Source organism: Candidatus Moraniibacteriota bacterium (genome assembly GCA_016699385.1).
In the GTDB taxonomy this organism is placed as follows: domain Bacteria; phylum Patescibacteriota; class Minisyncoccia; order Moranbacterales; family UBA1568.
In genome coordinates this window covers 123,996-148,265 of the sequence record CP064974.1, presented here as the reverse complement: position 1 = coordinate 148,265, position 24,270 = coordinate 123,996, and the positions used below count along the sequence as shown (strand labels likewise).

The 24,270-nt window shown below is 48.2% G+C and carries 13 protein-coding genes, 1 tRNA gene and 2 rRNA genes; all 16 read right to left on the bottom strand.

What is annotated here, in order from left to right; all coding sequences use genetic code 11:
* Positions 1-38: 38 nt before the first annotated feature.
* The 16 genes from IPJ67_00610 to fusA all read right to left on the bottom strand — a co-directional run bounded on the left by IPJ67_00610 (position 39) and on the right by fusA (position 24,232).
* The gene (locus tag IPJ67_00610) at positions 39-293 is read right to left on the bottom strand and encodes an MGMT family protein (GenBank protein ID QQR77639.1); all 255 of its coding nucleotides are present in this window, start codon (positions 291-293) and stop codon (positions 39-41) included.
* Positions 290-1,252 carry a tRNA-dihydrouridine synthase gene (locus IPJ67_00605; protein QQR77638.1) on the bottom strand — a complete coding sequence of 321 codons (963 nt, stop codon included), beginning with the start codon at positions 1,250-1,252 and terminating at the stop codon, positions 290-292. Before IPJ67_00605 ends, IPJ67_00610 begins: the two co-directional genes overlap by 4 nt.
* Positions 1,253-1,360: 108 nt before the next feature.
* A complete protein-coding gene (mgtA, locus tag IPJ67_00600) occupies positions 1,361-3,871 on the bottom strand; it encodes a magnesium-translocating P-type ATPase (GenBank protein ID QQR77637.1) in 2,511 nt (836 codons plus the stop codon).
* Between the two features lie 297 nt (positions 3,872-4,168).
* Positions 4,169-6,466 carry a ribonuclease J gene (locus IPJ67_00595; GenBank protein ID QQR77636.1) on the bottom strand — a complete coding sequence of 766 codons (2,298 nt, stop codon included), beginning with the start codon at positions 6,464-6,466 and terminating at the stop codon, positions 4,169-4,171.
* A gap of 172 nt (positions 6,467-6,638) precedes the next feature.
* Positions 6,639-6,722: transfer RNA gene (locus IPJ67_00590), tRNA-Leu, on the bottom strand.
* Between the two features lie 88 nt (positions 6,723-6,810).
* Entirely contained in the window at positions 6,811-7,845 is a 1,035-nt protein-coding gene (locus IPJ67_00585) for a bifunctional phosphoglucose/phosphomannose isomerase (protein QQR77635.1), read from the bottom strand.
* Positions 7,846-7,966: 121 nt separating this feature from the next.
* The gene (locus IPJ67_00580) at positions 7,967-9,595 is read right to left on the bottom strand and encodes a hypothetical protein (protein ID QQR77634.1); all 1,629 of its coding nucleotides are present in this window, start codon (positions 9,593-9,595) and stop codon (positions 7,967-7,969) included.
* Between the two features lie 157 nt (positions 9,596-9,752).
* On the bottom strand, positions 9,753-9,971 hold the full coding sequence (secG, locus tag IPJ67_00575) for a preprotein translocase subunit SecG (protein ID QQR77633.1): 219 nt from the start codon (positions 9,969-9,971) through the stop codon (positions 9,753-9,755).
* An 85-nt stretch (positions 9,972-10,056) separates the two neighbouring features.
* Complete coding sequence (gene rodA, locus IPJ67_00570) at positions 10,057-11,163, bottom strand: rod shape-determining protein RodA (GenBank protein ID QQR77632.1); 1,107 nt, start codon at positions 11,161-11,163, stop codon at positions 10,057-10,059.
* A gap of 81 nt (positions 11,164-11,244) precedes the next feature.
* On the bottom strand, positions 11,245-12,081 hold the full coding sequence (locus tag IPJ67_00565; GenBank protein QQR77631.1) for a hypothetical protein: 837 nt from the start codon (positions 12,079-12,081) through the stop codon (positions 11,245-11,247).
* Positions 12,082-12,264: 183 nt separating this feature from the next.
* Positions 12,265-12,411 (bottom strand): 5S ribosomal RNA (rrf, locus tag IPJ67_00560).
* Positions 12,412-12,501: 90 nt separating this feature from the next.
* Positions 12,502-15,723: ribosomal RNA gene (locus tag IPJ67_00555) — 23S ribosomal RNA — on the bottom strand.
* Positions 15,724-16,110: 387 nt separating this feature from the next.
* Positions 16,111-18,780, bottom strand: coding sequence for a hypothetical protein (locus IPJ67_00550; protein ID QQR77630.1), 2,670 nt, complete (start codon positions 18,778-18,780; stop codon positions 16,111-16,113).
* Between the two features lie 151 nt (positions 18,781-18,931).
* Entirely contained in the window at positions 18,932-20,692 is a 1,761-nt protein-coding gene (gene tadA / locus IPJ67_00545; protein QQR77629.1) for a Flp pilus assembly complex ATPase component TadA, read from the bottom strand.
* A gap of 44 nt (positions 20,693-20,736) precedes the next feature.
* Entirely contained in the window at positions 20,737-21,966 is a 1,230-nt protein-coding gene (locus IPJ67_00540) for a lytic murein transglycosylase (protein ID QQR77628.1), read from the bottom strand.
* 175 nt (positions 21,967-22,141) lie between these two features.
* The gene (fusA, locus tag IPJ67_00535) at positions 22,142-24,232 is read right to left on the bottom strand and encodes an elongation factor G (GenBank protein ID QQR77627.1); all 2,091 of its coding nucleotides are present in this window, start codon (positions 24,230-24,232) and stop codon (positions 22,142-22,144) included.
* Between the last annotated feature and the right edge of the window lie 38 nt (positions 24,233-24,270).

Genomic DNA, 24,270 nt, shown 5'->3' with positions numbered 1-24,270 from the left:
AAGAGACTATCACAATAAGATAACTCCTGCAAAAAAACTCATAAGTTTCTTTCCTCTTGAAGTAGCTCCAGCTTCCTCTCCGCGCCGCGATTGTAGCCGCCGGTCGTGCCGTCGCTTCGGACGACGCGGTGGCACGGAATATTCGGGTCGAAGTTCTTGTTGAGAATGTTGCCGACCGCGCGAAACGCGCGCGGACTCCCCGCTCGCTCCGCCACTTCTTTGTACGTCATCGTCTTCCCTTTTGGAATCTGTGACACAACCGCACGCACGCGATTGGCAAAAGTTTGAGTCATACGCATAAAAAATTTGTCACGATTTCTTCCACTTCCTTTGAATTCTTGCATAGCATGAGCCGCGAACGAAGATCAGAGGCATTGGGAAATCCATTGACATAGGCTTTGTAGTGTTTCTTCATGAGATCAAAACTCTTCGTCGTTCCCCACGTCGTTTCGTAGAGGTGCGTGTGCTCGACGAGCGCCAACAGCCTTTCTTCCACTGTCGGAATTTTCCCTGTCACATCAAAGAGCCACGGATTTCCAAATATCGCGCGCCCCAGCATCACGCCGTCCGCCCCCGTCTCGCTCGCTTTCTGTCTTGCGTCTGCGAGGTCGCGCACATCGCCATTCCCGATAATGAGCGTCTCGGTTCCTCGAGCCATTTCAACGACGCGCGCCACATCACTCCAGCGCGCCGGCACGTCCGACATTTCTTTCTTCGTCCGCGCGTGAATCGTGAGTGCATCGAGTTTCGCATCAAGAAGCATCGGTATCCATGTATCGATTTCATCGGAGTCAAATCCTGTCCGTGTCTTCACCGAGAGCGGGATAGTCGACCCTGCCGACGCAATTCCCTCTTTCGTCGCCGCGATGATATCTCGCGCGAGTCCCGGCGTCCGAATGAGCGCCGCACCCGCACCCTGTCCAAGCACTGCACGATCGGGACAGCCCATATTGATATCAATCCCATCAAACCCAAGTGAAACAACAAGTCGCGCTGTTTCATAGAAGTTTTTCGGTGTCGCGCCAAATACTTGCGCCACAATCGGTCGCTCATCTTCGATAAAGAGAAAATCACGAAGCAAAGCCTCCCGACCGCGACTGCAGAGTCCGTCACACGAAACAAACTCCGTCCAAAAAACATCGGGCTTCGCTCGCCGTGCAATGATTTGCCGAAATACCGTATCTGTCACCCCTGCCATCGGCGCGAGCACCATGAACGGCTTCGGAAGTTGTTGCCAAAAACTCTTCTCCATAGTCCACACAGTGTAGAAAGTTTCTCCCAAAAAAGCAAAGGCGCGCTCCACACACGCGCCCCTTTGAGACTCTTTCCATATTCTTTCCTACGCTGCCATACATTCAAGTTACCCCTCCAATTGCACGGTCTTCTCGAAGATTCGCTTGGCGATTTCGACTGTGGCGAGGTAGGCAATGGTGATGGTGAATATGGTGAGGAAAACAGGAAACGGTAGGAGCTCGAAACCAAAGATACGCCCAAATGGCGAGAGCGCAATGATCCAGCCGACAGCAAGAACAAGCAGTGTATTGGCAATAAGAAATCCACCTGGGATACTGCGGAAGAACGGTATGTGCCGCGTTCGGACGATGAAGATGACGAGAATTTGCGTCGCCAAGGATTCCAGAAACCAGCCAGTCTGGAAAGCACCTTCACTCAGGCCAAAGAATAAGAAGAGCGCACCAAATGTCAGGAAATCAAAGACCGAGCTAATCGTTCCAAAGATAATCATGAATCGACGAATACCGCGGAAGTTCCATCGCGCCGGGCGCGTGATAGATTCCTTGTCGACATGATCCATCGGAAGCCCCACCTGCGACGAATCGTAGAGGAAGTTGTTGAGGAGAATCTGCTGAGGACTCATCGGGAGAAATGGGAGAACCGCCGAAGCGCCCATCATCGAAAACATGTTTCCGAAATTCGACGAAATCCACATGCGGATATATTTGAGCGTGTTTTGAAACGTCTTCCGTCCCTCTTCGATACCATCCTTGAGGACCGAGAAACTCTTCTCAAGGAGAATGATATTTGCCGCGTCTTTGGCGACGGGCACGGCGTTCTCGACCGAGATGCCGATATCTGCCGCGTGAAGCGCGGTCACATCATTGATACCATCACCCATATAGCCAACAACGGTGTTGGGAAGCGTACGAAGCGATTGGATGATGCGCTCTTTCTCCGCCGGTGTCACACGAGCAAAAATAGTTGTCTTGAGAGCGAGTATTGCCACTTCCGACGCAGAAAGTCGATCGATATCTTTTCCAAGAACCGTCCCCAAGACCGGTATACCAATGTCCGCGCAAATCTTCCGCGTGAGTGTATCGCTATCCCCCGTGAGAATCTTCACCGAGACACCGAGATCAGAAAGCTCTTGAATCGTCTGCATCGCATCTTTCTTCGGAGGATCAAGAAATGCGGCAAACCCGACAAAAGTCATATCCGACTCATCCGCAGCATTGTAGGTATAGTCATCGGCGTCGAGCGTCTTGGTCGCAATTGCCAACACACGGAACCCTTCCCCAAACAACGTCTCCGCTGATTGCTGGAGCAACGTCCGGCGCACCGCATCCATGGGAATATTCTTCCCGGCAATGCGAATGGAAGACACAATCGGCAACACATGTTCCGGCGCACCCTTGGTAGTCAATATCTTTTCGCCACGCTTTGCGACAACCAAAGACTCGCGCCGACGTACAAAATCAAACGGCACTTCATCCACTTTTTCATACGCAGAAATATCCGGCTTCCCGTGTTCCACAATAGCCCGATCAAGTGGATTTTTGACACCCGTTTGATAGGCGCTGTTGAGATATGAGTAGAGGAAGACTTCTTCCGAGTCGCGTCCATCGCCGTCGATATGTTTGATAAGTGTGATTTTGTCTTGTGTGAGAGTGCCCGTCTTGTCAGTACAAAGCACCGTCATACTGCCAAAGTTTTGAATCGACGACAAGTTTTTCACAATGGCATGCTTCTTCGCCATGCGTACTGAACCGCGAGCAAGCGACACTGAGAGCATCACCGGCAAAAGCTCAGGCGTAAGACCGATAGCAATTGCAATAGAAAAGGTGAGTGATTCAACAAAGTCACGTCCAAGAAGTGTATTCACCAAAAGCACCAGCCCTACCAAAACGAAATTGAGTCGCATGACAAAGAGACTAAACCCGCGAATATTCCGCTCGAAATCCGTCTCACCCTTTTCTTCGGAAACATGCGAAGCAATCTTCCCATATTCAGTCTCCTTACCTATCAGCAGGATTCGCACAGTTGCGAATCCAGAAACAACACTTGTCCCCATGAATACCCGATCATCTCGCTCGGTGATGCGATCAGCAGGACTTCTTTGCCCGAGCGGTCGCTTCTCTGTCGGGAATGACTCACCGGTAAATGCCGACTGATTGACGAAGAAATCTCGCGCCTCAAGCACTTCCGCATCAGCTGGGATGAGACTCCCCGCTGAGAGAAGGACAATATCATCCGGCACGAGACTGCGTGCGTCTATTTCTTTTTCCTTGCCGTTGCGACGAACTCGAGACAGTGTCTTCACTCGCTCAGCAAGTCGCTCCACCGCGCGCTCCGATCGAAACGTATTAGCAAAATCAACCACAGCAGAGATAAGCACCATGGCAAAAATAATGGTGGCGTTTGTCCGCTGTCCGAGAAAGAAGAAAGAAACAAAAGAAACCGCAAGCAAGATAATCAACAGTGGACTTGTGAATTCTTTAAGGAAAGAAACGACAGGATTGATACGTCGACGAGGTGCAAGCACGTTCTCGCCATAACGCTCCGAACGATCCTTCACTTCATGCGATGAAAGTCCCGGAAATAATTCTTCAGTCGGAGAAGACGCCGTATGATCCATAGAAAAATCAACAAAATATATGTCATTTAGTATAGCATCTTGAGAAATATCTTTGCGAGATTGCATTCTATCCTCAAAACTCATCCTCTGCGAGAGAGGTGCTAAAAGAGCATATTTCGCACTGTTTTTCAGAAGAAATTGTTTTTTTGCGGCTTTCGAAGCGAAGACAAGCAAAAGAACAATTTCTTCTGAAAAACAACCCCTCTTATATAGTCACAACCTCCTTCTTCACAACAACAAAAAAGGGCTCGACAACACATGTCAAAACCCTCTCTTGTTTCCTGATACAGGCAATGCCTATGCTTCCACTATTACAGGGAGCACCATCGGACGCCGCTCTGTCTTCATGAAGAGGAATTGCCCGACTGTATCGCGAATATTATTCCGTACGAGATTCCAGTCAAGCGACGTGTCCCTCGACGTCGAATCTTTCACAATCTTGGTCACCTTTCGTTTTGTCTCATTCACAAGATCGAAGTTTTCTTTCACATGGATGAAGCCGCGCGAGGTAATCTGTATCGAACCGATTATTTTCTTCGTTTTCGAATCAATGACAACCGTAATCGCAATCATGCCATCCTGAGCAAGCATCTGCCGATCACGCAAAACCACGTGCCCGATATCGCCGACACCAAGCCCATCGATAAAGACATAGCTTGAGTCCGCCTTCTTCGGAAATACTTTTGCTTCGCCTTTCTGCACTTCGAGAATGCCACCATTGTCGAGTACGAAAACGCGCTCCGCTGGAAATCCTATCCGACCAGCAATCTTCGCTGCCTCTTTGAGGAAGTAATGATTGGCATAGACAGGCAAGAAGAATGTCGGACGAACCTGGCGCAGCATTTCCTCAATGCCCTTTGCAGTCGAGTGTCCACCAATGTGAATGTCGAGATGCACCCCCTGCGTATCAAGCGTCTCACTGTGGAGCACATTGTCACACTTTCGGTAAAGATTGTCTTTGAGGCGCTGAATGCTTCGCTCATTTCCAGGAATTACTGAGGATGAAAAAACAATCGTGTCTTTTTTCTGCAATTTGATGAATCGATGATTGTCAGTAACAATCTTGGACAGCGCTGCATTGAGTTCACCTTGCGCGCCCGTGCAAATCACGAGCACCTGATTATCAGGATACTTATGAATATCATTCACGGTGATAATAGTTTCCTTCTTCGCTTTGAGATACCCGAGCTCCTTGGCGATTTCCATGTTCATCTTCATGCTGTAGCCTTCGAGCGCCACTTTCTTCCCGATTCGCTCAGCATACTCGATGATATAGGCGATGCGCTGCACCTGTGAGGCAAATGTCGCGAGAATGATGCGCCCCGGCGCCGTTTCCAAGAGATTCTTGAGGTTCTGGTGCACTTCCCTCTCCGACGGCGGATCACCGGACTTCAACGCTCCCAAACTCTCAAGCATCAGTATCGTCGGCTTGGGAAGATCGGCGAGATGCGTATAGGTAATCGGCTTGGGATTGATTGGGTCTTTGCCGATAGTCCAGTCGCCCATATGAATAATGGACCCTTCTGGCGTTTCAAGAACCACGCCGACTGCATCCATGATAGAATGCTCTACTTCGAAAAACTTTGCTCGAAAGGCGCCGAGCTGTATCGCGTCTGTGAGTGATCGTATGGGCACAATTTTGAGGCGTGATGTAGACCCCTGTTCATGATCCTCCACCTTTCGTTTGATAAGCGCAATCGTCAGATCACGACCGATAATTGGCGGATAGTTTAATTCCTTGAGAAGAATCGGCGCCGCGCCAATATGATCGAGGTGTCCATGCGTAAAGATAACACCGCGAATATTCTTTTCTTTTCCTTTGAGATAGCTAATGTTTGGCACGATATAGTCTATACCGGGCATATCCGCCTCCGGCCACTGCACGCCCATATCGACAATAACGATATCATTCTCGTATTCGAAAACCGTCATATTCCGCCCAACTTCTTCCTGGCCACCAATCGGGATGACACGAAGCAATCCCTTGCCAATCGGTGGCACCGTGCCACCTTCATTTCTATCAAAGATAAACGGCTTCGGCTCGCGTCGTGCTGCTGCGAATTTACGAGCGGTCTTCTTCGACATTTCCGAGGTGTCATCTGCTCCTTCCCCCGGGCGACTCGCCAGTCTCTGCCCACCCGAATGCTGAGCCCTTGCCGGTCGATTCGCCTGTCGACCCTTCCCATGAAACGATGGGGCAGATCTCTCTTGACGATCCGATCTCGGTGAAAGAGGTGTGGACTGTCTCGGTGATGAAGACGCGGACGATACAACAAACTTCCGATCACGTTCAAAAGAAATATTCCGAAGTGGCTCCGCAAGAAAAGACGAGATAGACCCCAAATCAAGTGGCTTCCGACTAGACTCACTCTGACGATTCTCGCGAGAAGGAGTGCGAGGGAATCCCTGCCGATGATTATGCGACTCGGACATACCTGAAGAGGACACTGATTGAGAAGTCGGTCGATTCTGGTTATTTTGGCGATTCTCGCCAAACGGTCTCCTCCGTGGAAAATTCCTCGAACGCCTCGGCGCACCGGAAGCCGCGGCTCCCGAAGACGGAGAGGATGGAGATACAAATGATGATTCTGTCATAAAACAAACATAAAAAATACAATTCTACCAAATTAAAAAGCAAGAACACTGTGAGAAAGAGTAGGCGCCACGTCTGGAAAGACGCAACGAAAAAAATGCGTAAAGAAATTCAGAATCGACCTCTCTGAATGCTTCAGCCCGTACGTTTCGACACAAAGAATTGCCATCGGTGTGGGGATAGAGAGACTCGAACTCTCACCTTCTTGCGAAGACTGGCTCCTGAAGCCAGCGCGTCTACCAATTCCGCCATATCCCCCGAATTTTTTCCACTCACAAGACAGCTTCTTCAAAAGCAGTCTTGCAAAAATCTCTCATTTCAATTCAAACACGCGTACTTTCCAAAGTTATACGAGCAATTTTTTGAGTTCCTCCACCATATCAACTGGTGTTGGATCAACACCATAGCGAAGCGCGAGATGATACGACGCCCAATCGCCAAGAAAAATCATGCGAAACATTTTTGTAAAGACGCTTCCCTCACCCATATCCACTGTTTCCGATGAGATGCCGCGATTCTCAAGAATCTGCGCTGTCACCTCAAACCGCTTCCGCATCTGCGGACTCCCCTCGCTATCGAGCAACATGATGAGAAAGAACTTCCCCTGAGGATTCGTGAAGCCAACCATTTCATTGTGATTGAGTTCGGGGAAAAAATTCCAAAATGCCGGAGTCTTTGCATTTTCATTCATCTTTATCTTCCAGATCATAGCGACAGATTTGTATCGCGTATCCGAATACACAACCGGAGTCTTGCCAGCTATCTTCTCCGCAAGACGCTTTCCCTGCTCTTCAAGATGAGCCATTTCAAGAGAAAGCGATTCTGCCTCTTTCGCAATATCATCACAGGTATCCATCACCATTCCAAGCTGTGCCAAAACTCCAAATATCGCTCCAAAGAAATATCCTGTTCCGACACGTGGCTGGAAATTCTCAAAAGGAATTGGCAACTTGATATGTGGAATGCCATACTTCTGACACAGTTCCTCTATTGTGCCTCCTGCCGATATGCCAATAGATGGAAGTTTATTTTCAATCGCTTCCTCAAACGCCGCAACGGTTTCCTCGGTATTGCCAGAGTAGGAACAGATGAAATTCAGACACCCTTCCTGGTATGCTTCATGTGGAAGTCCATAAAAACGATTTTGATAAATGGCAATCGGGTGTTTCCCATCAAACTGGCGAAAATGTTCCGCCAAATAGACGCGAAGGAGATTCCCCGGCAATGCCGAGCCTCCCATACCGGAAATTTCTATCGACGTATAGTTCCCCGATATAGAGACTGACTTCCCAAGATCGAGCCCAACACGAAACTGCCCAGGCGCTTCAAGAAGCATCTTTCGGAAATGAGACGGATCGGCATTCTGTGTTATTTCTGTCATACGTTTATTTTTTCTCTCCGAAGACTTACGCGTTTAAATATCATTCAAAAAAAACCGGAAGAAACCTCTGACTGCCAATCAAACAAAACACAGGCAACAAGCTACACCATTCAAATCATCGCTATTTTCTCACTCGCTTTGTACTCATATACCAGTGAGCAGCATCCTGAAATCGAGATGCTGGCGTATTGATTGCCTGAGCGTAGAACCCGTGAACACTCTTACGCTGTACATACACATATCGCGGCGAATAGAGAAACACTGCTGGCATTCTTGTTGCCAGAATCTCCTGAAATTCACGATACATTCCGGAGCGAGTGTCTGCATTAAGCTCTTCACGTACACTGGAGAGTAGCTCGTCGGCACGCTTGTCCGAAAATAGTGCGAAGTTGTGTTCGAGTTCACCCGTCTGGCTCGAATGCCAAAATGAATAGGGATCCGGCTCAAAGGTCGTAGCGAGTCCGTAGAGAAGCGCAGCGTATTCCCGAGACCGAATCGTCCGTTGGGCATCAGAGACATTCTCCAACACCGTAACCGTCACGTGAGCACCAATCTCATTCCACTCATTCTCTACCATATGTGCCGTTTTGACAAGCTCTTCCCAGTTCGGCGTCGCAATATCAAACTCCAAGCGTACGCCACCCTTCTCTCGCACACCATCAGCATTCAACTTCCATCCAGCATCTTCAAGCACCTTCATTGCCTCGTCCGGATTGTATGCGGATGCTTCACCGGCAGAAGAATAGGCTTCAGCACCCGGAGAAAACAGTGAATAAGCCGCCTCCCCATGTCCATCGAGCACATCTCGAACAAGTGCTTCCCGATCTGTTGCGAGCGCAAGCGCGCGTCGCACTGGCTCCTCCGCAAGCGCTGCGTTTTTCTTTTCATTGAGAAAGACCGCGAAAACTCGAGGCTGAACAATATCACGAACGACCGTATCCTTTTGCTCTTTCAAGTCCTCCGGAAACGTCGCGGGCGTCACATTGCTCATCGCAAGTATCTCTCGACGACGATACGCCGAAAGCAAATCTTCTTCACTTCCATAAAAGTACAACACGATTTTCTGAAGAAACGGGACGCCTTCGAAATACTGCGGGAATGCGCGGAGTTCATACGAAAGAATCGTGCCATTCGAGTCTTTCTTGAAGCCCTCGACGCGAAATGGTCCCGAACCAATCGGGTTCAAATTGACATCGGTAAGTGAAAATTTCTCTGGAGCGATACCATCCCAAACATGTTTCGGCACAATACCGACCGTCAGATTTTCCAAAAAATCGAAGTACGCTTTTTTGAGAGAAAAAACTACCGTCAAATCATCATCCTTTGACACCTCAACACCTTGCCAATTGGCGCGAAGCGGACTCCGATAGGACGGGTCTTGAATCGTCCGAAAGGTAAAGAGTACGTCATCCGCCGTGAGATCCTGCCCATCATGCCATTTCACTCCCGAGTGAAGCTTCACCACATATTTCTTCCCGTCCTCGAGGAGCTCATATCCTTCCGCAAGACTCGGACGAAGTTTCCCTGTATCGTCATAGGAAAAAAGGCTGCTATATACCAACTGCACCATATCCGCATCCACTTCCGTTGCCTGTGTCAGTATGGGATTTATATGCATCGGCTCCCCGACTATTCCTTCGGTATAGACCCCTCCCTCGGTCGGTACCGGCTTCGTGAATGCCAAAAAGAGCATCGCCAGCCACGTGAAAAGTCCGGCAAGAGCAACAAAAAGAAGAGCAAATACTACCATTTTCTCCCAAAAACCAATCGTCTCAAGAAATATTCCCCACTTCTTTAGGGAAAAAAATTGAAGCTTTGGAACACGAATACGCTCGAATTACAGATTACGCCACCCTCCTCCATCAGGAACGATAGCGGGCTCTCATACAAAAGTCAATCGGAAGAAGCTAGAATTTCTGCGTGAGATACGCATTGAGCCCCGCAAGGAAAACAAACAAAAAGGCAAGACCCGCTGACGCATAGAGCAGGAATTTTTCGAAGCCTCGTTTAGCATAGTAATTCCCTCCACTTGCAGAAATACTCATACCATCTCCGCGACTCTGCAAAAGTATCGAAACAATGAGGAGAAGCGCGACAATCACCTGGACAATAACGAGAACTCGCATAAGAATACCGAAAAAATGAATACCCAATAAGTATACTCAAAAATGGCAACGATGTCAAGAATCCGAAACAAAATATTCTCCCATTCTACATACCAGACCATTCGTGAGATTCGTATTCCTTTCGTCTCGAGACGATATTTTGCACGATAGCGATACCAAGAAACACTGAGATGAGCGAACTTCCTCCATAGCTCATGAGTGGAAGTGGTATACCTGTCACCGGGAGAACGCCAATATTCATACCGATATTAACGGTCGTTTGTATGAATATCATAGAGGCAATTCCCATGCCAAGCAAATATCCAAAATTGTCCCGCGCAAGAAGCGCTGCTCCAACGATACGAAAGAGAAGTACTCCAAAAAGAAATAACACCAATGCGGCACCGATAAATCCAAGCTCTTCCGACACAACGGCATAAATGAAGTCTGTATGTCGCTCCGGTAAGAATTGGAACTGTGATTGCGATCCATGTCCCAAGCCCTTCCCACTCACACCGCCAGACCCCACGGCAACGAGCGCCTGAAAAACATTGTACCCGCTTCCCTGTCGATCCTGATCAGGATGAAGAAATGTAGAAATTCTGTCTTTCTGATATGGGGCAAGAAAGAACCAGCCAACAGATATTACCACCACAAAAAATGTACCAAGTATCAAAAGATGTTGTCTTCGTATGCCAGAAACGATTACCATGAAAAACCAAATTCCCGCCAAGACCAATGCGCTTCCAAGGTCAGGTTGCTTCAACACTAAAAATATGAGAATCGACGTTAATACAAAAGAAGCAAAAAGTCGAACAAAATCTCCCAATTCACTGCGCTTCTGCGAGATAAAGCTTGCCAAGAAGATAATGAGCACAATTTTCGAGAATTCCACCGGCTGAAACTGGAATCCAAAAAACTGTATCCATCCAGACGTCCCTCGTATCGTACTACCGAAAATCAACACGAAGGTAAGAATTCCTCCTGTGAGAAAATAGAGTGGCGTGCTCAACTTCGACAGATGCCGATAATCGAAGAGTGGAAACGACACCAAGGCAATTGTTCCAAGTGCTGCAAAAATCATCTGCCGCACAAAGATATTTTGCTGCGGAAATCCGCCCGACAGACTATATATAGTGAGGAGTCCCACCCCAAGCAACAAATACGCCGCCGAGAGCAACACCCAATCCCCCTGGAAGAATCGTCGGAGCATACATCCATGTAAAAACTTCGCCTTCCCAAATATTCGGAAACATCACGCAATCTTCCGAATTTCATTGCGCACTACTCCTTTCTACCGGTTCAAATTCTGGAATGATTGGCTCATGGTAGGGAGATAGGTACGGATGAAGGTATCGGTACGGTAGACATTGGCATCGGTCTGTACCTCGACCTTCTCCACATCACCCTGGAACGGGTCCGGCCACAAAAGAGTGAAGTCACGCTGTTCGCCAGAGCGAAGCGTCTGCATATCGGTTTTCTGAAGTGCAACCACATGACTATTCCCATCACGAAGCACAACAACAATACCGATACTCGTAAAATCAAACGGGCTATTATTCACCACCAGCCCCTTCGCCACTCCGAAACTTGTCCCAGAGGCACGCTCAAAACTCTTATTATAGACATCCAGCGCTGGTCGCTCCTTGTACCCTGCGAATTTCTCCCATGCCACCTCTTTCAGCACGACATCGACACGAGAAGGCTTCCCCGAAAGTGCAAGTCCAGTCTCAACAAGATACTTCTCCTCTTTTGGAAGGATGAAACTGGTACCACTCCTCTCCGCCAAAACACCGCCGGAAGCATCGAATACACGAAACGTATACGTCACACTTGAAGCGCCATAATCGTTATTTGGATTGGAAATCTTCCCAACTACATCGTATTCATTCCCTTTTCCCGCAAGCACCCAAGCAGATTCAGTCACCTGTATATCCTCCAAGACTGGCTCAACTATACACGCGCCACACACACCACCACAATCGATACCTGTCTCATTCTGATTCTTTTTGCCATCAAGACACGTTTCTGGCGGCTTAAACGGCAAATAGACAAGGTAGGCAAGACACAGAAAGAGTACGCCGTAAATTGCGCCGAATACGACTTTCTTTTGACGTCGATGATCCATCATAGAGAAAAGAGAATGATTTCCTCCAGTATAGAGAAAATCGGAAGCAATGTCTAAAGAGTCTACCTACACGCTCTTTTGCGCCACTCAAAACCTTCAAAATATAGCAGCGTACAGAAATTGTAAACAAGCTTCAAAATACACAAAAACTCTCTTGAAAGAGAGTTTTTTGATTGAACACACAGTACCTGGCATCGACCTACTCTCCCCCGCACTCTTTGCACAACTCGGGAAAAAGTTGCGAAAAAAGTGCGAGGTACCATCGGCGTGCGCGAGCTTAACGGCTCTGTTCGGAATGGGAAGAGGTGTACCCTCGCGGCAAGAGACACCAGATACTCTGGGTTCAATCAGTATACAAACAAGAGAGTGGGAAACAGTTCGTCAGCCGTTTCGAAAAACGGTCTGATCGGCAACCGGAACATGAAGAGCGATTCGTAAATATATTAGTACTTCTCGGCTCCACCCCTCACGGGGCTTCCACCTGAAGCCTATCAACCTCGTAGTCTCCGAGGATATTTTGTCCCAATAAATTGGAACGACTACCTTATCTTGAGGTCGGCTTCCCGCTTAGATGCTTTCAGCAGTTATCCGGTCCGAACATAGCTACTCGACAGTGCCCTTGGCAGAACAGCCGATACACCAGAGGTTCGTTCTTTCCGGTCCTCTCGTACTAGGAAAGACTCCTCTCAAGTAATGACGCCTACAGTAGATAGAGACCAACCTGTCTCACGACGGTTTGAACCCAGCTCGCGTACCGCTTTCATTGGCGAACAGCCAAACCCTTGGGACCTTCTCCAGCCCCAGGATGCGATGAGCCGACATCGAGGTGCCAAACCACTCCGTCGATGTGGACTCTTGGGAGTGATTAGCCTGTTATCCCCGGGGTAACTTTTATCTGTTGATCTTCCACCCTCCTACGAGGGATGGTCGGTTCACTAAATTCCACTTTCGTGACTGATTGACGTATAGGTCTTTCAGTAAAGCAGGCTTGTGCTTTTGCGCTATCGGTCCGATTTCCATCCGGACCTAGCCTACCTTAGTAAACGCCTCCGTTGCCTTTTAGGAGGCGACCGCCCCAGTCAAACTACCCACCAGGCACTGTCCCCGGACCGGTAGCTGATTTCTAGAACGATATTGAACACTTGAACACGATAAACTCAACCAAAGCATATCCATTAAGGACACACTTCAGCTATCGTAGAAACCAACTAACGGCCCAGGGTTAGAATAAGAATCAAAGCAGGGTGGTATTCCACTTGTTGGCTCCATCCCGACCAGAATCGGGACTTCATAGCCTCCCACCTAATCTCGGCAACCACAACTCCTATTCAATACCAAGTTATAGTAAAGCTCCACGGGGTCTTTTCGTCTAGCTGTAGGTTGACGGCATCTTTACCGTCACTGCGATTTCACCGGGTCCTTCGTTGAGACAGTTCCCAAATCGTTACGCCTTTGATGCGGGTCAGAATTTACCTGACAAGGAATTTCGCTACCTTAGGACGATTATAGTTATCGCCGACGTTCACTGGCGCTTCGGGGATTGGCGTGAACCGCTCCCGTTAACGTTCCAGCACTGGTCAGGCGTCAGCCCCTATACTTCCCCTTGCGGGTTTGCAGAGACCTGTGTTTTTGGTAAACAGTCGCTTGGGAAACTTTCGCTGCGGCCCATCTTGCGATGGGCAAGGCATATTGCAAACGTACGCCTAGCTTTTTTGCCGAGTTCCTTAACGAAGGTTCTCCCGTTCACCTTGGGCTACTCGCCCAGTCCACCTGTGTCGGTTTTAGTACGGTTATGAACGCACGAACCTTAGAAGTTTTTCCTGGCACCCTGCTTTTCTTCGTTCATCCGAATAAATCCGGACGTTCAGAAATATCTTGGGAGAATGTCGGGCGGATTTACCTACCCAACGCCCTCAATATTTCTACACAAATCCAATAATGCGCGAAGAATACTAGAATGCGTCACTCCATCGAATGCGTTCTATAGTATCGGAATATTAACCGATTTGCCATCGACTACGCCTTTCGGCCTCGCCTTAGGACCGACTAACCCCGGGACGATCGCCGTTGCCCGGGAAACCTTGGACTTTCGGTGTGTGCGGATTTCACGCACATTGCGGTTACTCATGCCAACATTCTCACTTCCCTGCACTCCACCCCACCTCACGGTGCGAGCTTCAGCGCACAAGGAACGCTCTCCTACCGCTTACAGACTTCACAAAGATGTTAAGAGAAAACGCGGTTTCTCTTAACATGAAATTGGCGGACCGGACAGGATTTTAACCTGCATCAACTTCCATCATGGAAGCATTCTCGCACTTACACGCATCCCCAACAGAAATTTCTCTGTCTTTCGCATATAAGCCTCTTGAATTACCGATCCAAAAATCTTCTTTGTGAAGTCTGCAAGCCCGTATCTTCGGTACTCTGTTTAGCCCCGTTACATTTTCGGCGCGAAGTCTCTAGACTAGTGAGCTATTACGCACTCTTTAAAGGATGGCTGCTTCTAAGCCAACCTCCTAGGTGTCCGAGAAACTTCACTTCCTTTTCCACTGAACAGAGATTTGGGGACCTTAGATGACGATCTGGGCTGTTTCCCTTTTGAAATCCGAGCTTAGCCCCGGATTTCTGACTGCCGCGGTACGGGTATCGGGCATTCGGAGTTTGGTTGAAAAGTCTACGGTTGCCCGCGAATTCTCATCCAGTAGCTCTACCTCCCGACCCTAATTTCGCGACGCTAGCCCTCAAGCTATTTCGGAGAGAACCAGCTATCGCCGAACTCGATTGGAATTTCTCCTCTACACACAAGTCATCCCCGAGTGTTGCACGGCTCGTGGGTTCGGGCCTCCACGAAGTTTTACCTTCGCTTCACCCTGCTCATATGTAGCTCGTCCGGCTTCGGGTCTTGTCCACGCGATCATAAACGCCCTTATCAGGCTCGCTTTCACTACGCCTCCAGAACTCTCGTTCCTTAGGCGACCACGTAGAGCAAACTCGTTGGCTCGTTCTGCAAAAAGCACGCCGTCACCCTACCAGTAAAGGCAAGGCTCCGACTCTTCGTTAGCGACATGGTTTCAGAAACTATTTCATCTCCCTCACCGGGATACTTTTCACCTTTCCCTCACGGTACTTGTTCACTATCGATCTTGAGCAATATTTAGCCTTGGAAGTTAGTGCTCCCGGATTCAGACGGGGTTTCTCCGGCCCCGCCCTACTTGAGGATATATGCATCGCCTGTTTGTTTCTTTCGCGTACGAGACTTTCACTCTCTCTGGTTGGTCTTTCCAGGACCATTCCGCTAGAAAAAACATGTGCGACCCCGTTCAACCGAGTCCATATACCTCGCAACCCCGAGTGCCCGAAGGCACTTGGTTTAGGCTGTTCCGCGTTCGCTCGCCACTACTGACGGAATCTCTATTGATGTCTGTTCCTCCTGGTACTAAGATGTTTCAGTTCCCAGGGTGTGCTTCACCACCCTATGTATTCAGATGTGTGATAATCCCGCTTGCGCGGAACTGGGTTGTCCCATTCGGAGATCCCCGGATCAAAGTCTGCTTGGCGACTCCCCGAGGCTTATCGCAGCCTGCTACGTCCTTCATCGCTTGCTCAAGTCTAGGCATCCACCATGCGCATGTGTAACCGCTATTCTTGTTTGTCCGAGAAGTCTCGTCCCTTGCGAGACGAAAACCTTTCGGACCTTCGGTTGCCGATCAGGCAGTTTTTACCCAATCGGCATCGCTTCACCTACTCTCTTGTGCCTGCCATATCTCTTCGTATTCCGCATACTCGAAGAAAGACGGCAAGTCCGAATTGTCAAGGTGAATTTCTGCGGAAACGAAAACCTTCTCGCACGAAGATTCGACATTTCAGCACAAAGGAACTTCTTGAGAAAAAAACGCTGGAGAAAGCTGTTTCTCCGTACGTAGTGCTCATCATAGCAAATGAAAATAGATTGTCAAGCATGGGACCGAAAGACGCGAAAACCCCCAAGACTGGGGGTTTTCATAGCGGGAAAGTCTTGTTTATTTTTCCCTAGGGAGCGGGTGTTTTCGGTGTTTCAGGAGGAGTGGGATTCGAAGGCACCTCAGGCGCTGGAATGACCGCTGGCGCATTGGTCACATTTTCAGCTGCTGGAGGTATTTCCGTCGGAGCGGACGTCGTCTCCGGGATATCCGATGGGGTCTTAGTGAGATTCCCCTTTCCACTCTTTACATTGTCGATGAGTATTTGTATTTGTTTGCGTGTTTCCGCATACTGATCATCCTTGAAGATATCCAGAATCTTTCCATAGATTTCACTCGCCTTGTCAGCATTCTTTTTCTTCTCATACACAAACCCAAGATTGAGCATGATATTTACGTTTTTTTCATCGCGCTTCAACGCATCAAGAGAGACTCTTTCCGCTCGATCAAGATCTTTTTCTGTGCCTCGTCCTTGGAGAATTCTTGCGAGATGAAAGGATACGTCTGTATTCGGACCAATCGAGAGCGCTGTTTCAAGATTCTTCACCGCGTCATCAATATTCCCCAGCGCTTCCTCAGTAAGCCCGCGATTGAGATAGCCAGCAATGAAATCCGGTTTTTTCTCGAGTGCGGTGTCAAAGTAGCTCTTTGCTTCATTTAAGAGATCCGTCCGAACAGCTTTCTTGTCATCACGATTAGCAAGTACCCGATCTATCAATCCCAATTTTACATAGAAATTCGGGTTCTTCGGTTCGAGATCGAGTGCACGATGATACACTTCCCCTGTTCGCGCCAGCACATCTGGATCCGATCCAGCAAGTAAACTCACGTTTTCATAAACCTGTCCCGATACCTCATAGACTAAGACGTCATTTGGCATACGCTTCGTTGCTTCATCAACAAGTGGAATGACGCTTTGTTCAACCGTTGTTTTTATCATATCGAGATTCCGTTCTGCTTCGGGTTTTGCCGCCTCCACATTAACAAGCGACATGTACATTTGTCCGAGAGCTGCGTAGTATCGCCCTTCATAGGGCATGAGGGAGAGCGAACGAGCCATCAGTGAAAGCGCGTCGGAATTCACCTCAACAGCTGCCAATCGACTTGATTGCCCCGCACGAAGATCCGCAAGAAATGCCTTTCCGACAAATGCAAAGAGAAATGCAACGCCAGCTGACACCACCATGAAAATAAATGCGAGAGCAAGTGCGAATTTCGGTGACGCCTTTAGCGAGAGACGAATCGAATCATCTCCCTGCCCACTTTCCTCAAGGAGAACTGGTATGGCAAGGAAAAGGAGAAGTAAGCCGTAGACAAATATTGGTCCCTCGATCGGCATCCGAAATATCGCCACGACGAAGATGAGTGCCGACGCCCAAATGCCCAGAGAAAATATCTTATTGCGCTCTTTTTCGCGAGAAAGCCCAACAAATCCAACACCAAGAAAAACCAAGAAAAAGATGAGAAAGAAGAATCCGCCTACGATTCCAATTGTTGTCAGCATTTCCAAGAAAAGATTCCCGCTCTGGTAAAACCGAAAGCTACTTTGAAGACCCTTGTTCAGGCTATCTGGTTTATAGAGAGAGAAATCATAACCATACGTTGCCGGACCCGAACCAACGATGAGGCGTTCTTTGAGAGCATCCTTTGTAATCATCCAAGAAGATGATTGGTCGAGTGCCACTTCAGGAAGAATCGTCGTTTTCTTTGAAATAAATGTGTTTCCTTGATTGCCAATCATGAGAAAAATCAATACCAGCACAAAGAGTGCCATCGGCATCCAATTGAACCGATCACCCAATCGAACGACCTGTGCGAGCACATAAATAAGGAAAAAGCTCACGCCAGCTAAAATAGGAAACCACGGACTAAACGCATAAACCGCCATCAGAATGTACAAGTCAAGAAAGATGCCAATTGAGAGCGAAACGATACCCACCCAAAACACCCAGTTCTTCTCTTTGAACCACTGAAAAAGCGCGATAATACCGATAAGGAAAATCGGCAAAATCATTCCAAAGAAAAGCGTGAGCGACCGCATAGTGCCGAAGAGACTAAGTGGCGCATACTTCAGCAATGCTCCCGGCAAGAACTGTACGCCAAAAAATGCAAGTGCTGTCCACAGGGCAACGAGCACTCCCGAAAGCAGAATAGCGACCAGTAGAAGCTGGAAGCGCCGCATATTCACGTGACTGGTAATGAAGAAATATGAAAGAGTGAGCGCTGTCATACTCAGAAATCCTCGCGAAGGGTCGCCAAAAAAGCCCCACAGACTATGCCATTTGTCCACTGAAAAAAAGCAAGAAATTCCCACCGTTGCCCAGAGGAGAAGGATTGGAATGTCGAGCGGCGTATGTCGGATACGAAGCTCACCCGTCACGATGGCTTTTGACACCCATCCAACAAGCCCCAAGAGTAGCCAAAAATAGAAATATATTTGTTTCTCAAAGACAATTCCTTGAAGAGTCAGTGAGAGAAAAAAAATCGGAAAACCGAAGAAAATCATGAAGAGACTTGTTGTTGCCAGTCCATCCAAAAATTTTGCCATCCACGAAGCGCGCGCAGAAGAGCCCTTCACACTCTCATTATCGACCGATGGTGGAGCACTAGTTGCCCCTCGCCCAAGAAAACTATGCATCCCCGTCCGCAATGGAGACGCCGGGCGCCCAGGAAATTCCGTAGCTGGTCGAACCGATTCACTACTTCGAGCACCAAATCGAATGGATGTATCTTCGTTCATAGAAAACAATACAATAACTTAGAATCTTCGTAGAAGAAGCATCGAATACCCTTCGAAACCGCTTCTTTCTTATAGGGAACAACTGAACATTCCTACTCAAGAAAATGAGCATGATTGATTCTACCACATCTCAATAAGAATCCAAAAAGAGCTATTCCTTGGTCACACGAAGAATTTCTTCAACTGATGTAGCACCAAGTATCGCTTTCAGAAAGCCATCTTCCACCATGGTGAGCATGCCAGCATCTCGCGCCGCCTTTTCGAGCGCTTCCGAAGTTGCCGACTCCATTACTAATCGACGGATATCACTCGTCATTTCAAAGACTTCGTAGATACCAACTCGTCCATGATAGCCTTCACCACCACACTGATCGCAACCCTTCGCGCGAAAAAACGATACACTTTCCCAATCAGAAATATTTGAGAGCTTTTCTTTCATCTGATCCTCTCTCTTCAGAGACACCATCACCTCTTCGAGGTTAAATGTCTTTCCAAGTGTGGCCAACTCAGCTTTCTTCATATGGTATTCCTCACGACACTCAACACACAATCGACGCACGAGACGCTGAGCAATCACCACATTGGTCGTCGAGGCGATGAGAAATGGCTCTGCTCCCATATCAATCATGCGTGGAATCGCGGCGGCGGCACCATTCGTATGAAGCGTCGAAAGCACGAGATGCCCTGTCATCGCCGCGTGGAGTGCGATTTCGAGCGTCTCTTCATCGCGAATCTCTCCTACCATAACGATATCCGGATCCTGACGTAACAATGCGCGAAGCGCCGCTGCAAATGTCATACCAATCTTCGAATTCACCTGCGTTTGATTCACGCGCGGCATACGATACTCCACCGGATCCTCAACGGTACTGATATTCACCTCATTCGTATTTAAGATATCCATCACGGTGTACAGTGTCGTCGTTTTTCCACTCCCGGTCGGTCCCGTTACCAAAACCATACCGTTTGGCTTCTTGATTTCGCGATGTACGATCTCCAACGGAACGCCAGCAAAGCCCATTTTCTCAAGTGTGAGACCTTTTGAAGATTCATCGAGAAGACGCATTACGATTTTCTCACCATCAAAAACAGGGAGGATGCTCACGCGAAACGAAATACGCTGTTCCTCACTCTCCAATTTGAAGCGACCATCCTGAGGCAAACGGTGCTCGTCGAGTTTCAGATTAGACAAGACTTTGATACGAGCGACGATGCCAGCAGCAATGTCTCGCGGCAATGTCATAGCATCGTGCAAAATACCATCTATACGATAGCGGACGTGCACTTCCTTTTCCTCCGGTTCAATATGAATATCACTCGCCGACTGCAAAATCGCATGTTTGATGAGCGTGTCAACAACGCGAATAACCGGAATATCCTGCGCTACCTTTTCGAGATTTTGTTCCGGATCAACATCAGCACTAAACTCTCCCCCAACGACACTTTCTGCGTTGAGAATATCACCAAACTCTGCTTTAAGACTTTTCCCATACTGACGAAGTACCTGATTGATACTCTCCTCGGTCGTCAGACACGGCACAATCTTGAGACCCGTTTTCTTTTTGATAAAGTCGATGGTCTGCAAATCATCCGGATTAAGCATTGCCACCTTGAGATTCGTCCCCGCTTTCTCAAAGGCAACAACATGTGACTTCTTCGCAATGGGTTCCGGAATAATATGAAGGATATCCGTCGGAATGGCTTCCTTCGAAAGATCAACAAAAGGAATGCCGAGAATATACGCGTAGAGTTTCTGAAGATCGGTCTCAGAGAGCAATTTCTTGCTCAAAAGCACCACTCCAAGAGATGTCTTTGAGCGTTCTGCTTCTTGAAACGCGCCCTCGAGAGACTCCGCTGCCACTAAGTCAGAGTCGAGAATAAATTCTTTGAGTTGTTGATTTTTTATTTTCATGTTTTTTTTCACTCCTCGAGAGTCTCCTCTCCAATCAAAATATCTCAATCGAAAAGTTTTTTATAATTCTTCGACCAATAGACAATGCCATTGTAATAGTTACTATAAAAGGTGCCAAGATAATTTATAGACGCCGCTTTAATAACCGACTCCTTATCGGATGTCGCTCCTGCTTTGCGGAGTTTAGTTGCCATTGCCATCACGCCATCGGTCAAATTCCACGGATCAGGTGTTTTGTGTCCCGTCTTCGCTGCTACTTCCGATGAATAGCCCTGCCACACATCCGACATAAACTGCGAAACCCCCATCGCACCACCCTGTCCAATATACCCACTTGGCGAACACGACACTTTCTTATTCTTACTGTATCCCAAATCATCAACAAGAGTATAGAAAATATCCTGCCGCTTGTAGAGGAGCGCAATAGATGCTTTATATTTCGATCCATACTTCTTATACCGCGCAACCGCCACATTCTCCACTTCCTTGTACGTGCACTGCCCGGTATTAACACCGAGATTCGTCTCCATTTTGAGAAACCCATAGAGCACGCCCTTCGGTACGCCCGTTTTACCACTTGCAAATTCTACTGCTTCTTTAATATCTTTTGCATTATACGACTTCCCGGTCAATGTATTCAAATCGCTTTCCAATTCAGCAAGTTTCTTCTGTAACTCTTCTACAGTTGCCGTTTGTTCGGCAACATCCTGTGCAATTGCCGACTGATTCTGTGCAAGTACTGCCTTCTCGGCATTCTTCTTGGCAAGCGCTGCTTCAGCCTCTTTCTTTTTCGTTTCAAGCGATGCCTTCTCAGTTTCACGATCAGCTTTCAATTGCTCCATATCATCGAGAATATTTCCGATGCGCGAACCTATTGTCGCGAACTGCGTCGACGTATCGAGTATTTCCGAAAGCGTTGCCCCTCCCAAAGCAATATCAGCCGGTGACTCAGCACCTCGCAAATATGCCTCGCGCACCAAATCAGCAAGCACTGCTTGCTTCAAAGTGATTTGTTGATCTGTGAGTTCGATTTCCAGTGCCGCACGTGTAATCGAATCTTTTGTATCGAGAATAGCCGCCTGCGTCTTCTGTACCGCCGCTATCGCGACACTGAGTGATACATTTACCTGATTGAGAGTCTGCTCGAGCGTTTTCTTTTTCTTGGTCGCTGCCTCAAGTCGCTTCTCGTACTTTTGAATATCATCTTGGATATTCCCCGCATCATCTTGTGCTATCGCCATATACGGCAAAGCAGCACTCAAAAGAAGTGCCAAAAGAGAAACTCCTGAAAAAATTGTTCTCCGCCACTGCCTGCGGAAAAAAAGTTGATTCATCAACTCATAGTATAGCACGCACTGAAAAAGAAGGAAGTATTTCGGCTACAAAAATCCCGCTCAAGAAAGCGGGATTTTTTTGCAAAACACTTGATAGGTATACAGAACGCTCTTCCTATTTCTTCTTCTCGCCGCCCATGATTTCTTGGGAGACATTTGAAGGGACCTCGGCATAGTGACTAAATTCCATCGAAGAACTCGCGCGACCCTGAGACATAGAGCGCAACGATGTCGCATAGCCAAACATTGACGCGAGTGGCACCTCAGCACTGATTTCTTTCACACGAGCATTGCCCTCTCCACGATCATTCATTTCTTTGATAATACCGCGCTTGGCATTGATATCACCCACCGCATCGCCCATAAATGCCTCCGGCGTAATCACCACTACCTTCATAATTGGTTCGAGAATAATCGGCTTCGCTCGACGCATCGCTTCTTTGAACGCGAGGGAACCGGCAATCTTGAACGCCGCTTCCGATGAGTCGACATCGTGCGAGGAACCATCGTACACCACTGCCTTTACATCGACGACCGGATAGCCCGCAAGCACACCATTCAACATGGCCTCTTGAATTCCCTTGTCAATCGGCTTGATATATTCCTGCGGAACAACACCACCCTTTACTTCACTCGCAAACTCATAGCCCTTCCCCGCTTCCTGAGGTTCGAGACGAACCCAGCAGTGTCCATATTGTCCGCGACCACCGGATTGTTTGATATATTTCCCCTCAGCTTCCGCTGTCATCTTAATTGTTTCACGATAGGCAACCTGCGGGCGACCAACATTCACATCCACCTTGAACTCGCGGCGCATGCGGTCGACAATGATATCAAGATGCAATTCGCCCATACCGGAAAGGATCGTCTGTCCACTTTCTTCATCAGTGTGCACACGGAATGTTGGATCTTCTTCGGCAAGCTTCTTGAGAGCAAGTGCCATCTTTTCTTGGTCTGCTTTGGTCTTTGGCTCAACCGCAATATCAATAACCGGCTCTGGAAATGTGATGGACTCGAGGATTACCGGTCTCTCAGCATCACAGAGCGTATCGCCAGTAGTCGTCGCCTTCATGCCAACCAATGCACCAATACCACCCGCATAGAGCTCCTCTATTTCTTCACGATGATTCGCATGAATCTGCAAGATACGCCCGATACGTTCTTTCTCACCCTTGGTAGAATTCAACACATACGATCCCGCCTTCACCACACCAGAGTACACTCGGAAAAAGGTGAGTTGTCCGACGAACGGGTCTGTCGCCACCTTGAAAGCAAGCGCCGAAAAAGGGGCACCGTCTTCCACTCTCACTTCCATCTCTGCACCAGTCTTCGGGTCGATTCCCTTCGCCGGAGGAATATCGAGAGGCGAAGGAAGATAGTCCACCACTGCATCAAGAACAAGTTGCACACCCTTATTGCGCAACGCTGTTCCTACAAGCACGGGAATAAGTTTCGTTGAAATGACTGCTTTTCGAAGTGCCGCTTTGAGTTCGGGAACAGAAATCTCCTCACCGCCCAAAAATTTTTCAATGAGTATATCATCCGTCTCGGAAATTTTCTCCACCATGGTTTCGCGCCACTTTTTGACCGTCTCAGCCATGTCACTCGGAATATCAATCGGAACAATCTTCTCACCCATAGCGCCCTCGAACGTGTACGCCTTCATTTCCATGAGGTCCACGATACCGGAAAAGTCCGATCGAACACCAATCGGATATTGAATGGCGACGGCATTTGGTGTCAGTCGGTTCCAGATAGAAGCGAGCGCTACTTCGAAGTCAGCCCCTTCTTTATCTATTTTGTTGATAAAACAAATGCGTGGCACGCTGTACTTGTCCGCCTGTCGCCACACGGTTTCCGATTGCGGTTCAACCCCTTCCTTGCCATCAAAAACAACAACACCTCCATCGAGCACACGAAGCGACCGCTCCACTTCAACAGTGAAATCGACGTGTCCTGGCGTATCGATGATATTAATCTGATGCTTCTTCCAATAGCATGTTGTCGCCGCGCTCGTAATCGTAATACCGCGCTCACGCTCCTGCTCCATCCAGTCCATTGTTGCCTCACCTTCATGAACTTCACCAATCTTGTGCGTAATACCCGTATAGAAGAGTACGCGCTCGGTAGTGGTTGTCTTCCCTGCATCGATATGCGCAATAATTCCGATATTTCTATAGTCTTTGAGCGGTGTCGTGCGAGGCATACGAAGAGAATGTTAAGGATTCAGAGATACATTCGTTG